This window comes from Bacteroidia bacterium, assembly GCA_019695265.1.
GTDB lineage: Bacteria > Bacteroidota > Bacteroidia > JAIBAJ01 > JAIBAJ01 > JAIBAJ01.
This window is the reverse complement of the sequence record JAIBAJ010000097.1, coordinates 1-14,245: the sequence shown is the minus strand read 5'-3', so window position 1 is coordinate 14,245 and position 14,245 is coordinate 1. Positions and strand designations below refer to the sequence as shown.

Annotated in this window: 14 protein-coding genes; 7 read left to right on the top strand and 7 right to left on the bottom strand. The window is 42.3% G+C overall.

The features are described from left to right. Window positions 1–642: 642 nt before the first annotated feature. Together K1X82_12330 and K1X82_12325 are read left to right on the top strand one after the other, a co-directional pair. Window positions 643–1,992 (top strand): hypothetical protein, encoded by a 1,350-nt coding sequence (locus tag K1X82_12330; GenBank protein MBX7182892.1) that lies wholly within the window; start codon window positions 643–645, stop codon window positions 1,990–1,992. 59 nt (window positions 1,993–2,051) lie between these two features. Beyond that, entirely contained in the window at window positions 2,052–2,954 is a 903-nt protein-coding gene (locus tag K1X82_12325) for a lysophospholipid acyltransferase family protein (GenBank protein MBX7182891.1), read from the top strand. Here K1X82_12325 and hemA read toward each other — a convergent pair. Continuing rightward, window positions 2,951–4,177 (bottom strand): glutamyl-tRNA reductase, encoded by a 1,227-nt coding sequence (gene hemA, locus K1X82_12320; protein ID MBX7182890.1) that lies wholly within the window; start codon window positions 4,175–4,177, stop codon window positions 2,951–2,953. The genes K1X82_12325 and hemA overlap by 4 nt on opposite strands. A gap of 76 nt (window positions 4,178–4,253) precedes the next feature. Beyond that, complete coding sequence (locus K1X82_12315) at window positions 4,254–4,754, bottom strand: hypothetical protein (protein ID MBX7182889.1); 501 nt, start codon at window positions 4,752–4,754, stop codon at window positions 4,254–4,256. 139 nt (window positions 4,755–4,893) lie between these two features. Here K1X82_12315 and K1X82_12310 point away from each other — a divergent pair, with 139 nt between their 5' ends. The 4 genes from K1X82_12310 (at window position 4,894) to K1X82_12295 (ending at window position 9,176) form a co-directional block, all read left to right on the top strand. After that, window positions 4,894–5,478, top strand: a complete 585-nt coding sequence (locus K1X82_12310; GenBank protein ID MBX7182888.1) for a DUF151 domain-containing protein — start codon at window positions 4,894–4,896, stop codon at window positions 5,476–5,478. A gap of 135 nt (window positions 5,479–5,613) precedes the next feature. Further along, complete coding sequence (locus K1X82_12305; protein MBX7182887.1) at window positions 5,614–6,477, top strand: hypothetical protein; 864 nt, start codon at window positions 5,614–5,616, stop codon at window positions 6,475–6,477. A 12-nt stretch (window positions 6,478–6,489) separates the two neighbouring features. Next, the gene (gene ftsA / locus K1X82_12300) at window positions 6,490–7,881 is read left to right on the top strand and encodes a cell division protein FtsA (GenBank protein ID MBX7182886.1); all 1,392 of its coding nucleotides are present in this window, start codon (window positions 6,490–6,492) and stop codon (window positions 7,879–7,881) included. A gap of 5 nt (window positions 7,882–7,886) precedes the next feature. After that, window positions 7,887–9,176: an AMP-binding protein gene (locus tag K1X82_12295; protein MBX7182885.1), complete on the top strand. Its 1,290-nt coding sequence runs from the start codon at window positions 7,887–7,889 to the stop codon at window positions 9,174–9,176. A 215-nt stretch (window positions 9,177–9,391) separates the two neighbouring features. Here K1X82_12295 and K1X82_12290 read toward each other — a convergent pair whose 3' ends face one another. The 5 genes from K1X82_12290 to K1X82_12270 all read right to left on the bottom strand — a co-directional run bounded on the left by K1X82_12290 (window position 9,392) and on the right by K1X82_12270 (window position 13,730). Then, window positions 9,392–10,081 (bottom strand): LrgB family protein, encoded by a 690-nt coding sequence (locus K1X82_12290; GenBank protein MBX7182884.1) that lies wholly within the window; start codon window positions 10,079–10,081, stop codon window positions 9,392–9,394. Continuing rightward, window positions 10,065–10,439, bottom strand: coding sequence for a CidA/LrgA family protein (locus K1X82_12285; GenBank protein MBX7182883.1), 375 nt, complete (start codon window positions 10,437–10,439; stop codon window positions 10,065–10,067). The genes K1X82_12290 and K1X82_12285 overlap by 17 nt, the downstream gene beginning before the upstream one ends. Before the next feature lie 107 nt (window positions 10,440–10,546). Next, window positions 10,547–11,203, bottom strand: a complete 657-nt coding sequence (locus K1X82_12280) for a BatD family protein (GenBank protein MBX7182882.1) — start codon at window positions 11,201–11,203, stop codon at window positions 10,547–10,549. Between the two features lie 69 nt (window positions 11,204–11,272). Further along, the gene (locus K1X82_12275; GenBank protein MBX7182881.1) at window positions 11,273–12,328 is read right to left on the bottom strand and encodes a hypothetical protein; all 1,056 of its coding nucleotides are present in this window, start codon (window positions 12,326–12,328) and stop codon (window positions 11,273–11,275) included. 1 nt (window position 12,329) lies between these two features. Continuing rightward, window positions 12,330–13,730 carry an MBOAT family protein gene (locus K1X82_12270; GenBank protein ID MBX7182880.1) on the bottom strand — a complete coding sequence of 467 codons (1,401 nt, stop codon included), beginning with the start codon at window positions 13,728–13,730 and terminating at the stop codon, window positions 12,330–12,332. Window positions 13,731–14,017: 287 nt separating this feature from the next. Between K1X82_12270 and K1X82_12265 the strand changes: the two genes are divergently transcribed. Next, on the top strand, window positions 14,018–14,245 hold a 228-nt coding region (locus K1X82_12265; GenBank protein ID MBX7182879.1), incomplete at its 3' end, for a hypothetical protein.

The following is a 14,245-nucleotide window of genomic DNA, read 5'->3' as shown; positions in this document are numbered from 1 at the left end:
TGAAGCATTTTCATCAGTTGAATTTGCTGTGGACTCAGCTTTTGTTGAAGCTTTAAAACTTGCCGTTGCGATAACATACCAAGTGCAAAGAAAGCGAAGGTTTGGATAGGAATCACGAAAAAATGGAAGGTCATAGGTAAAGCGTTCGAAATCATGAATCAAATCCTAAATGCCGTTTTTTTAAATTGTAGGATGCGGGCCCCCTTCCGCCACTTTATACCGGAAGAAGTTCCCGGTTTTCTGCACCGGCGTTCGGGTCACGCTATCGGCTGTAGTCCTCGTCCCCCTAGGCTAGCGCCGTCGGTGTCCTGTGGGCTACTTGCCTCTATCGTTGCCCGGGGTGCAAACCCGGAAAGTAGAGTTTTGATTAAACCTGATAGTAAATCTGTACTAGTCCATTGGTACTTCACAAGTAGTGTTTTAGGATAGAATAGCCGGGAGATTATGCAATGAAAAGTTAAACCGGTCGGATTTTCTTTCTGTTTTGTGCCGAAAATGGATAGGTCAAGCCAGACTGCTTTTCATTCAGATTCATTTTGGTCGTAAAAGAGTTGGAAAAATTCGTAAAAAAACAGGAGTTAATCGGCTAATAATTAATGTTTTAATAAAAGGGAAAGAAGTTAGAAAATTCCCTTATTTAGCATGGATAAGAGGAAGGGTAACACGGAATCGAAGGCATGTAGCATTATGGATGTTTTGGGCTTTATCATTAAGAAAATAACAGAAAGGGTGAAGATGAAGCTCCTGTTTTTTGGATTATTGATGTTTGGGTTTCATTTGTTGGAGGCACAAACGCCAAAAGCTTGGAATCTGATTCAACAAAAGTGTACACCCTGCCACGACAACAGTGGAATTGCCCCATATAATTTTGCAAATTTTCGGGAGGTTTACTACAATTCTAAAACCATAGTCTATTGTTTACAGAAAAACATTATGCCGCTTTGGTTTGCCAATCCAAAGCAAAGGCATTTTTACAACGAACGGGTTTTATCCGAATCGGATAAGCAGGAAATTATCCAATGGGTAGAAAAACTGAATGAGAAATCCTTGCAAAAATTCCAAACCGAACTTGTTGCCAATCCGGTTTTCGGGGAAAGCAATTTTCCTTTGCCCGATCGGGTAATTTCAATCTCCAACACCTACCATTTTACCGAATTAAGTGATCAAATTTTTCTGAGTTTCAGGAAGAGCCCAAGCCCGGTTACTTCCTATTTAAAGGGGGCAAACATCCGTTATTCTGATAACAGCGTGGTTCACCATGGTGTTGTTTATGGTATCGATTCCACCAATCCGGTTTATCAAAGTGCTGACACACTTTCTCATTTTGTACAGGGAAACACCTTTGGCGATTTTACCATTGGAGTTTATGCTCCCGGTGTAAACTATGCCTTACTTCCCGATGGTTTTGGCTATTCTGTGGGTGCGGTAAAAGGCCTGCTATTCGAAACGCATATTTTAGGACTAAATGATACGGTGGCACTTACATCTTCTGCCGAGTTGTTTTTCTGTACCGAAAAAAAGGTGAGAGAAGTAAAAACCATCAATCTGGCCAGTCTCGATGAAAAAGGACCCATACTTCCGAATACGGTAAAAACATATCATGGAAGTTATCGCCTAAACGATAGTATATCGGTGATGTCGTTAATGCCTCACATGCATAAGTTAGCGGTTTCTTTTCATTCGTATGCTGTAACTCCCGGTCATGATACTATTCCTTTGTTGGATTTAGAAAAATGGAGCTTCGAGTGGCAAACCATTTATCGTCTGGAAAAAATGTTGGTTCTGCCACAACACACGGTTATTCATTACAAAGCCAGCTTTGATAATACTGCTAACAACCCTGAAAATCCTTCCAATCCGCCTGAGAAAGTGTGGGTTAACCAAAGTTGGTCTACCAAAAACGAGATGCTTATTTTTGGTGTGCAATATGTCCATTACCGTTCGGGCGATAGCGGACAAGAGTTAAAATGGGTTTCATTGACTCCTCAATAGTTTAATGAACCGGCTATAATCCCATTCAACTAGTTTAAGCATTATCTATCTTCGCCCTCATGGGATTGGGTTATTATATTCAAAAGGCATTGATGAATGCGGTAGCTAGCCTGCCTTTTTCGGTTTTGTACAGAATCAGCGACTTGCTTTATGTAATGCTTTATCGGGTTTTTAAGTACCGTAAAAAGTTGGTGATGTCGAATTTAGAACATGCCTTTCCAACTAAAACGGCAGAAGAAAGGGAGGCCATTTGCAAGGAGTTTTACAGCAACCTCTGCGATTCGATATTCGAAACGGTGAAGCAGGAACGCCTGGCATTTGAAGAGATGGAAAAGCGTTTGGTTTACGATAAAGGGGCTATTGGCGACTATCCTTTGCAGAATAAAAGTGTTATTTTAGCTATGGGGCATCAGTTTGGTTGGGAATGGGGAATTTGGTATTTTGGAAAAAAGACCGGATTTACCTTCATGGCCTATTACAAGCCGTTGAATAATAAGGGAATGGACAAAATATTGTATGATATCCGCACCCGACATGGAGCCGTGTTGTGTTCGGTTTACGATAAAAACAATCAGTTGCGACATGCCACATCCTTTGAGAGGCCTACCATGGCTGCTTTTGTTGCCGATCAAAATCCAAGCAAGTTTAAAAACACCAAGTGGTTTGATTTTTTTGGAAGGAAGGTTCCTTTTCAATTGGGTTTAGAAAATTTTGCTTTTCAAACCGGATTGCCGGTGGTGTTTTTGGAATCGAAGCGTTTGGGCAGAGGTCGTTTTACCAATCGATTTACTTTGGCATTTGAAAAGCCAAGAGAAACCGTGCCTGGAGAAATTACTGAGGCTTATGTAAGGTTTTTAGAGAAGAGCATTTCGGAGCAACCGGGAAACTATGTTTGGAGCCACAACCGCTGGAAGCATGTGGGCAGGTATGAGGAGGCCATGCGCCAGGAAGCGGGAACTTAATTTTTATTTACCAGTTTTTCTCTGGCTAATTTCATTGGTAAGCCAATGTATTTTTTTTCTAAGTAGTCTAACAATTCTTCTACAATTTCTTGGGAGGCAGGATCCAGTTGTTTAAGTTTCTTTTGGAATACCTCTTCGGTAGCTTTTTTGCGTATAGCTTTTACCTGGGTTGGAATAAAGCTTAGGGCTAGTTCCATTTCGCGTTGTTGAACCAAAACCTCCGTGTTTTGAATAGCTTCCTGTACGATGGATTTACACTTTTCAACTTCTTTTTGACGTTTGTCCAGGTTTTCCCGGGCAACTGATTTTAAACTTTCAATACCAATGTAGGTTGGTTTAAAATTTCTATGCACGGATGGTTCTATTCCCGAAGGAATGGATAGATCTACAATGGTTTTGTCCAGGGTATCTTTTCCAAGCAATTTGCTCCATAAGCTATCGCTGATAAGGGCTTTGTCGGCGCCGGTACAATAGAGAAGCAGGTCAAATGGCAGGGTGGAATGGCCCAGTTCAGACAAAGGTAAAAATGGAGCGTGGAGGCTTTGTGCCAGTTTTTCACCGTTTTCTACGGAGCGGTTTACGACTACAAAATGAGAATATCCTTTCTTTTTGAGGTAAGTGGCCAAAACGGTATTGGTTTGTCCGGCACCTACCACCAAAATACGGGTTGATTTGGGCAGGTTGAGTTTTAGCAGTTCCCGAAAGGCTAACGAAACCACCGATATGGGGTTATGCGCTACATGGGTATGGGTAAAAACCGATTTGGCTGTTTCAATGGCTGAGCGAAAAACTACCCGACTATAATCTCCGGCTAATTTAGAATGTTCGGCAGTTTCAAACGCTTCCCTAACCTGAGTTATAATTTCTCTTTCACCTACCACCAGGCTGTCGATAGAAGAAATTACATTGAATAAATGCCTCAGGGCGTCGCTTCCCTGATAAAGCTTGCCGGTGTTTAATGCAAATTTTACATCTGCGGTGTTTTTTTCTAAGAAGACGGAGAAGAGTTTTTTCAGAAAGGCTTCATTTACTTTTTCGCCGGTGAAGAACATAAACTCGACCCGGTTACAGGTGCTGAGATAAACCAATTCATCGAGGTGGCACTCTTCTTTGCACTGATTTAGCAAAGAAAACAACTTGTCGCCTTCGCGGTGAAACTTCCCAATTTCGCTTATTTCAACGTATTTGTGGGTAAATGCAAGAATATGAAATCGGCGTATCAACCTGTTTTAGTTTCGGGTTGCAAAAGTCTAATACCGCAAAAAGGGCATTGTCATAAAAGTGTAAAACAAATGAATACTATGGCAGAGGTTCTACTTTGGTCCACGAAAAGTTAAATTCGCGGTAATGGTCACGGATTCTTCCGGAAACTTTGGCGTTAAGCGAGGAAGGCCCGGGCGATTCATACGTAATGGTAGAAGGGAAGTCGTGGCGAGGGTTGGTAGCAGAGAAGGAACGATCGCCGGTAGATTTCAAAAGAAACTTAGTAGGAAGGCTTTTGTCGGGAATGGCAACATAATAAACGCTGTCGTTAATAACGCGAATGCTAAGTAATTCTTTGAAAAGGGTATCGCCATTTTCGACTTGAAAGGCCTGGCCTAACAGCACCGAATCACCTTTTTCGGATACACCCATCAACCAGCTTTCATGGGAAAAATAAGTGCCATCTTTTTTCTCCCAAGTGCCTAATAACCAGCGGTAAGGCTCTAATTTGGAGCTGGGTTTATTGGAGCAGGAGAACAGAAAAATTGAACAAAGCAGAACCAGGAAGGATGGAAGGATAAGTGGGGCTGTTTTCATGAACTTAGTACAAGTGGATTTGCGCATCATTTACTCAAAATTCTACAGATGGTTGGAATACAAAAATAGGAGAATGTGAAATCAAAATTCTATTATTTACTTTTGCAAAAAATTTTCTTAGCCACAGAGGGCTTTTTTGATGAAAAAAATTCGACTGAACGTTATCGGGTTGCAGTATTCACAGACCCAAACAGGTGCTTACGCCTTGCTTTTAACCGAGGCCAATGGACGCAGAAGGTTGCCGATTATTATTGGGGGTCCGGAGGCTCAATCCATTGCATTGGAGCTTGAAAAAATGACTCCATCCCGCCCTTTGACGCATGATATTTTCAAAACCTTTGCAGAAAATTTTGACATTCAACTGGCTGAAGTCATCATTTACAACCTTTCGGAAGGGGTGTTTTTTTCCAAGATACTTTTCAGTAATGGGGAAAAAGAGGTGGAAATAGATAGCAGAACCTCGGATGCTGTAGCCTTGGCGTTGCGATTTGGATCACCCATTTTTACCTACGAGAATATTTTGTCTTCTGCCGGAATTCTGATTGATCCGGATTCATCGGATTTTGGATTAATGGAAGAAGAAGAGGATGATGCTCCCGGAAATGAGTTTTCAAAAATTGCCAATGATGAATTGGAGAAAATGCTTCAGGAGGCCTTGGATGACGAGGAATACGAAAGGGCATCCAAGATTAGGGATGAATTAAAAAACAGGGGACAAAACTAAATTCGGGCCTAGTTTCGTTACTATTTCAGGCGGAAGTTTTCAACAATAAACATCAATCGGTTAAAAACTCGGTGAAATCCTTAGTTAGTAAGGAAACCGAACCGATATTTTTGCCTTGACCACATCCGTTTTGTTGTGAAGCAAAAAATTAAAACCATAGCCTTGATTAGCCTGCAAATTTTGCTGGTTGGCGGACTATTGGTTTGTTTGGGTTTTGCTACTGATAAGCAAAGCAAGGTGCTTTGTTCCAAGCTTATCATAAACATCGATAATGGCAATGGTGATATGTTCATCAACAACGAGGATGTGTTGCGAATTTTGGAGGATCAAACCGGATCGCCGGTTGGAAAAGCGGCCAATCAAATTAGTTTAAGTAGAATGGAAGCTGCCATAGAAGCAAATCCGCATGTGAAGAATGCCGAAGTTTGGATGGAACTTAATGGGGATGTTTTTATACGAATTCAGCAGAAAAGAGCCATAGTTCGGATTATTAATTCCCATTCGGAAAGTTTTTACATGGACGAACAGGGGTTTATTATGCCGCTTTCGCCTATCTATACCGCTTCGGTGCCGGTAGCCACAGGTAATATTACCGAATCAGAAAACTTATTCAATTACCGCAGTTTGGATATTCCTGCTACCGATAAACTGGCATCGGTTACCATTTTGGATGATATTTTTCATGTTGCTCAGTTGGTGGAACGTGATACTTTTTGGTCGGCACAGGTGCAACAACTGGTGGTTGACGAAAAAGGAGAAATTGGCATGGTACCAACCATGGGCAACCACCTTATCCAGTTTGGTAAAGCAGAGCAATTGGAAGAAAAATTTGAAAAGCTGATGAATTTTTACCTCCAGGGGTTGAATAAAACCGGCTGGAACAAGTATTCGATTATCAATTTAAAATTTAAGGACCAGGTGGTTTGTGTTAAAAAAGATGCACCACCCTTGGCTCCTCCAACCCCAATAAACGCCACTCCTAATCCCCCCGCACATTAATAGCCTTTCAGCATGAAAAACGAACATGAAATTGTCGTAGGTCTCGACATTGGAACCACCAAAATTTGTTGCATCGTTGGTCGCTTAACCGATCATGGCAAAATTGAAGTTCTTGGTATTGGAAAATCCGAATCTTTGGGTGTGAAACGCGGTTCAGTTCAAAACATTGAACAAACCGTTAATTCCATTCGCCTGGCTGTGGAGCAAGCCGAGGTAAACAGTGGTGTAGAAATTAAACGGGTGGTTGTGGGTATTGCCGGACAACACATCAAGAGTATTCAGCACCGCGGAATTCGGATGCGCGACTCCATTGAATCGGAAATTAGCCAGGAAGATGTAGATGCTATCATTGATGACATGTACAAACTGGTGATGCAACCCGGAGAAGAAATTATCCATGTAATTCCTCAGGAGTATATTGTAGATAATGAGCCCGGAATTAAAAATCCTATTGGAATGGCAGGTCGCCGGTTGGAGGCTAATTTTCACATTGTAACAGGGCAAATTACTTCCATTAAAAACATAGCCCGTTGTATTGAACGTGTAAAACCCGATGCTCCTTTGCGGATGGATTCCTTAATTCTGGAACCATTGGCTTCATCGGATGCCGTTCTTAGCCAAGAGGAAAAAGAAGCCGGTGTGGTTTTGGTTGATATTGGAGGTGGAACAACCGATGTGGCGATTTTCCACGATGAAATTCTTCGACATACAGCCGTTATTCCATTTGGCGGAGAGGTAATTACATCCGACATTATGGAAGGTTGTAATATTTTGAAAGCCCAGGCTGAACAATTAAAAATGAAGTTTGGTTCCGCCCTGGCCTCTTCCACCAAAGAAAATGAAATTGTAAGCATGCCCGGTATTCGCGGACGTGACCCGAAAGAAATCAGTATGCGTAACCTGGCACACATCATTGAGGCAAGGATGGATGAGATTTTAAACCAGGTGTATTACGAGATTAAAAATTCCGGATTTGAACGCAAGTTGATTTGTGGAATTGTATTAACCGGTGGAGGAAGTAACTTAAAAAACCTTCGTCCTTTGGCTGAATATGTAACCACCATGGATACCCGAATCGGACATCCGGATGAACATTTAAGCAAAGGGGCTGCTCCCGAATTATCAAGTCCTTTGTATGCAACGGCCGTTGGTTTGTTAATGAAAGGAATTTCGGAGGCGGAGAAACGTGCAGCTAAAAATCCTCGTCCTAAAGCGGAAGAAAAATCTCAAAACCAGGAAAGTACTACCAACCCAACAAGTGTAGAAACCACCGAAACCATTATTGAAGCCAAAGTGGAAACTCCGGTAAACGATAATGCAGTGGTTGGGCATAGCAAAAGGCAATCGGCGAGTTGGTTAACCGGCCTTACCGAGAAATTCACCAATTGGCTGGAAGACGAATAGGAAGGGTGAAATTACCTGCTATAGAATACGCCGGACGGGATGAAATTAAAGCCCTCCAGGAACAAAAGTGGATTGATTTGGCGAAGTATGTTTCTCAACATTCGCCATTTTATTCCAGGCTGTTTCGTGAACACGGCATTGCGCCCGATTCCATTCGGTCGCTGGAAGATTTACAGCGTATACCTCCAACAACCAAGGAAGATATTTCAGGGCGGAACGATGAATTTCTTTGTGTTCCAAAGGTGAAAGTGGTAGATTATGTTACCACTTCGGGAACTTTAGGCGATCCGGTGATTTTTGCCTTAACCGAAAGCGACCTGGAACGCCTGGCTTATAACGAGGCTATTTCCTTTGCTTGTACCGGTAGTGACGAAAACGAACTTTTTCAGCTAACAACTACTATTGACCGGCGTTTTATGGCCGGATTGGCTTATTTTTTGGGTGCCCGAAAGTTGGGTGCCGGAATTGTTAGGGTTGGCTCCGGAATTCCTGAATTGCAATGGGATACCATTCAAAAAATAAAACCGACGGCCCTGATTGCTGTTCCTTCATTTATCCTAAAACTGGTTGAATATGCCCAACAACACGGCATTGATTACAAGAATAGCAGTCCAACCAAAGCCATTTGTATAGGAGAACCTATCCGCAATACTGATTTTTCGCTCAATACCCTAGGAAGACGGATTCAGGAATTGTGGCCATTGGATTTGTATAGTACTTATGCCAGTACCGAAATGGGTGCTGCTTTTACAGAATGTTCGTATGGGGCAGGAGGACATTTGCATCCGGAATTGGTATTGGTGGAGTTTTTAGATGAGAATGACCGACCGGTAGCTGACAACGAACCAGGCGAAGTGGTTGTAACCACCCTGGGTGTGGAGGGAATGCCCTTGTTGCGGTTTAAAACAGGCGACATCTGTTACCATTACAACGAGGTGTGTGCTTGTGGAAGAACTACCACCCGATTAGGTCCTATTATTGGCCGAAGAAAACAAATGATTAAGTACAAAGGAACCACCTTGTATCCGCCGGCATTCTTCGATTTGCTGAATGATTTTGACCATGTTACCAATTATGCCGTAGAGGTGTTTACGAATGAACTTGGCACCGACGAAATTGTAATTCGAATAGCCAGCAAGGACTCAGGAGAATGGTTTGAAAAAACGATTAAAGATCATTTTAGAGCCAAACTGAGGGTTTCACCTACTATTGTTTTTCAAACGCCGGAAGAGATTGCTAAAATTGTGCATCCGGAAATTAGTCGCAAACCCATCAAGTTTTTTGACAGAAGATAAATTGCTTCGGACCACACCTGGTTTAAGGAAATGTGACCATGGCCGGGGTTTAGGTCGGGTAGGGATAGCAGTGGATAGCCCACAGGAGACCGCGGCGCTAGCCAAGGGCGACGAGGACTAGGAACGAATAGCCCGACCATTCGCCTTTGTTTTACTTTTTGGTATCAGGGAAAATAGCCGGTTGGCGAATGGGACCCGCCAAAATATGAAACTTATTATCCCAGCAACCATTTTACAAGCCAGGGAGCTAGAAGCGAAGTAAGTATACCGTTTAAAATAAAGGCCAGTGTTGAAAAAGCTGCAAAGCGATTACTGAATTGTAAGGAACGGGCTGTGCCGATACCATGAGCTGCAAGGCCAACACTTAAGCTTTGAGAGATTGGATTGCGTATGTTCATTAAGGCCAGTAAAGGATAAGCAAACAGTGCTCCAATTAAGCCGATACAAATGGCAATGGCGGCTGCCAGAGCAGGAATTCCACCAATGCTTTCGGCAATTCCAAGGGCAAAGGCAGACGAAACCGACTTGGGTGCCAGGGATAAAATTAGTGCCTTAGGTGCATGCATGGAACGAGCAATTAAAATCACGGATGTTAAAGCCAGAATACAACCCACACTGTGCGAAACCAAAATGGGTATAGCCTGTTTTTTTATGGTTTTCAGGTTTTGATACAGAGGGAGTCCAAGTGCTACAACGGCAGGTTTTAAAAGCCATTCGATATACCTGGCACCGTGGTGGTACGAAGCATAATTCCACCCGCTTAGCTGAATGATAACGATTAAAAGAACCATAGAAAACAGGATGGGATTTAATACAATTAGGCCGGTTTTCTTCTGAATGAATTGCCCAAGGAAAAATACCAACCCGGTTGCCACAAGCGCTATAATGTCAGTCCAGATGAGCATTTTTCCTTTGTTTTTTAGTGAGTTTGAGAAGCCATTGATGCGTAAAACCTGTGGAAAACAAAGCCAGTAAAAAGCTAAGCAGGGAGGCTGTAATGAGTGCGGGGTAGGAATTTGAAATCAGGTCGAAATAGAGCATAATACCTACGCCGGCCGGAACAAAGAAGAAGGAGAGTGATTTAAGGAGCCAAGCCGAAACGTCTTGAACCCATGTGGGTTTTACCCAGCCGGCTTGCAACAGAAAAGTTAGGAACAACATGCCAATGACTGCTGAAGGAATGGGCCAGTCTGTGAGGAAAATCAATAATTCGCCAAAGCCCAGACAAGCCAGGATAATAAATCCCTGTAGAAGGTATTTCATGCAGGTGTAAAAGTAGGAAGAACCGAGGCCGGATGAAAGAATAATTCGGTAATATTTAGGTAATTTGCCGGAGTATATTTCCTATTGAAGAATGATTTTGAATTCAGTTAATTCCGGTTTAATTTAGATTTTTTGCGAATTACTTTCACGGTTTTTACTTCAAGGTTTAAGGCCTCTTCGGATTCGCTCCTGAAATTCTCCGGACCTACAGTAAAGTTACTTTCTCCTTTGGGTCGGATAGCATATTTTAATTCCCAACCCTGGCTTTTAGCCCCGTTTTTAAAGGAAAAGTTTGAAGATGAGGAAGTAGAAACTACGTCAAAGTCGTTGTAACCAATAAAAACAAGTTGTGGAGCGTCGCCACAGTTCGGATGATCAGGGCATTTTAGGGTTACATAGCCTATTTCATCTTCTTCCAGCTCTTTGGGAACATCGAGAATTAAGTAATTTTGGGGCGGCTTTTCGCTTACGTAAACTGTAAACGAATTAGATTCCCAAGGGCCCAAACGGATTGGCCCAATGGTACATTTTCCAACTTCCTTTGGTTTGAACGTATAGGTGCCGGTTAAGAATGGGCTTCCTTCCATTTCAAACAGATTCATGGAAACGGGCAGACTTTCATTCATAGCAAGTTTGATTTCAAAACTAAGCTCTTGTCCAACCCAAATGGTGTCAACATTTTTATCGGGTATTAATTGCAGCTCCTGTGCGTTTGCCAGGGTTGACAAGCAAACAAAACAAAGAATAAAGTTTAGGATTTTCATGTGTAGCAATAGTATTAAAAAGAATGGAAGCAGGGATTGAATAAAAGTAATAGATTTTGGAGATTGCGATCAATAGACCAATACGGAATCTAGCCGATTTACCCAAAATTGTAAACCAACTTTGTTCCAGTGCGAATCGCCGGGGTGGAAATAGGTTTTTGGCTGCTTAGAAAATTCGGGCCAAACGTTTATTAGCGGAAAGGCAAGGGAGGGGTGATAATAAACCCGCTCAACCAAGTGGTTATAGTCACCCAAATCGGGATGTATGCAACTAACCGGGTTGGGAATTATGCTAAGGTAAACAGCGTCAAAGCCTTGGTTGAGGTAATGTTGCCGAATGGCATTTAAACGGCTTACCAGGCTGTCAACTTCGGTATTATGAAGGGGTTTAAAGGCTCCTTCGTCGGAGTCGGCACTCAGGGTTGGTGCATAATACAGGTGATCCTTTTCTTCATCTACGAACACTATTTTGTTGTAACGATTAAACCATTTGTAGTTAATCCAGGCCTTAAGTTCTTTAAACGGTTCAAAGGGAGCGTATTCAAACAGATTTATTTCCAGGTTGGAGTTGATATTTGGGTTGAAGTAGTTTTTTTCTAAGCTTTTCCAGGTGTTTGTTTCCGGTTCGGCTTCTGCGATTGGAATGGTTGTGCCGGTGTTTTGATCCAATACCAACATTTCTTGCAAGCCACCTATTCCACCATTTAGCAAACCGCGAACATGGCGCTCGGACATTTCAAGAACTACTACGTTTTTATGACTTGTATCCAGTTTAGTATGGTGCAGATAGGTGGAATTGTTCCAATAGCGCATAAAGGCGATGGAATCTACCTGGCTAAAGTTGGTTGGCTTAATACGTTTATCGAGGTAACTGTCGCAAAAAACAAACAGCCTCACCGGTTTGCCTTTGATCCGGCTTTTAGATTCGAGTTCATAGGTTTGAGGTTGCTTGTATTTCCGAAGCAAGGAAAAACCGTATAAATCGCCATTCAGGTAACGCCGGTGTTTAAGGGCAGGATGTTGATCCCTGAAATCCTGTATGGCATCCATTAAACCCACATGGCTGGAGCCCAGATACAGGCCCAAACCCAGCAAAACCACCAACCATGCAAGTGTTTTTTTCATGTTAAAATTGAAAATAAATGAATTGAGTTAAGTTAAAAACACCAAACAAATAGCAGCAAAAAGCCAAAATCAGGTGAAATGCCCAAAATCCGGTTTCGGTTTTAAAATGGGGGTTTGGCAAGTATTTATCCTTGGCCATTAACAGGGCAATAAGGATAAAGCTAAACACCAATTCTGTATTATTTAACCCCAAACCTGCCATGCCACCGGCATTAAACAGGAAGAGTTTTTTATAAATTTCCAGTGCTACTTGTAAGGATGGAGCCCGGAAAAGCACCCAAGCCAGCATTACAGCAAAAAAGGTAAGTATCGTTTGGGAGAATTGATTCCAAAATGTTGGGTTGGTTGGTTCCGGAAATTGTTTGCGGAACAAGGAATAACTTATGACCAAAACACCATGAACTCCTCCCCAAATCAGGAACGTGACATTGGCTCCATGCCATAAACCGCTGAGTAAAAAAACCAAAAGCAGGTTGGCCATCCAACGTAACGTATGGGTTCGATTACCGCCCAACGGAACATACACATAGTCTTTGAACCAGGTAGAGAGCGAAATATGCCAACGCCTCCAAAATTCAGGAATGGATGGTGAAAAATAGGGAGCATTAAAATTCAGCATCAGGTCAAAACCCATTATTCGGGCTGCACCTATGGCTATATCTGAATAGCCTGAAAAGTCGCAATAGATTTGAAATGCATAAAAGAAAACGGCTATCCAAATGGCCTCGCTACCTTGTAGATGGGGATTAGCAAAACCTGCATCCACAGCCATAGAAAGTCGGTCGGCAATAACCACTTTTTTAAATAATCCCCAAAGCATCAAGCCGATTCCGCTTTTAAATCGCTGATAATCAAAGCGGTGAGTTTCGTAAAATTGATGTATCAGGTTTTGAGGTCTCTCAATAGGTCCGGCTACCAATTGAGGGTAAAACATTACATACAAGGCATAAATTCCAAAATGTCGTTCGGCTTTTTGTTTTCCCCGGTACACTTCAATGGTGTAGCTAATGGCTTGGAAGGTGTGGAAAGAAAGTCCGATAGGCAGCAGCATTTTCAGTGCAGGAAGTGGGTTTGATTGATGGATTCCGGCAAGGATTTCGGTGAGGATTTCGTTTAGAAAATGGTAGTATTTAAACACAGCCAGCACGCCGCCATTAGCCAAAAGGCTCATTAGCAGAAATAATTTGCGTCGAGGTCCTTTAGCATTTTCAATCAGAATACCGGCTATATAATCTACCACAATAGTACCGCCCAAAATCAGGATATAAACCGGTACAAATGCCATATAAAAATAGCAACTGGCAAGCAATAGCAGCAACCATCGCCACCGTTGATGCACCAAAAAGTACATCAGCGTTACCACAACAAAAAACACAAAAAATTGCAGGGTATTAAACAGCATTCCTTCCCAAACAGAGGCTAAAAATAGACAAATTCTGCTGTGTAATTTTATTTGAAAACAATCTTCAGTGACCCGAAAAATCGATATCCCCGTCTTCGCCCATAGTTTGCCCGGCGAATTTTATTCAATTTTTCAGGTTGTGGCAAGGGGCAAAGCTATTTGGCTCAACCGGGTTTAGCTTAGATACTGTTGGCTTTCAAAGTATCAGTAGCCGAAAACGCCTGTTACCCAAGTGCTAACTACTCCTACTATTCTTCCCAAATAAACACGGTTAGATTAAGTTTAAATTGGGACAATTAATTAAAGCAAGGTTACTATCATACCCAAGAATTGGTCTTTATCGGTCACAGACCGATTTCTCAGTGGTTCAGGTTGCAAACCTGAACCAGCGGGAGGGCGCAGTTGTAACCTGCCTAGCAAAACTGGTTATTGGATTATCGTTTTTTTATCGTAGCGCTGCGGCTTTAAGTCCTAAAGCAATTTATTCTCAATGCACCACACTCAGCTTTCTTAAC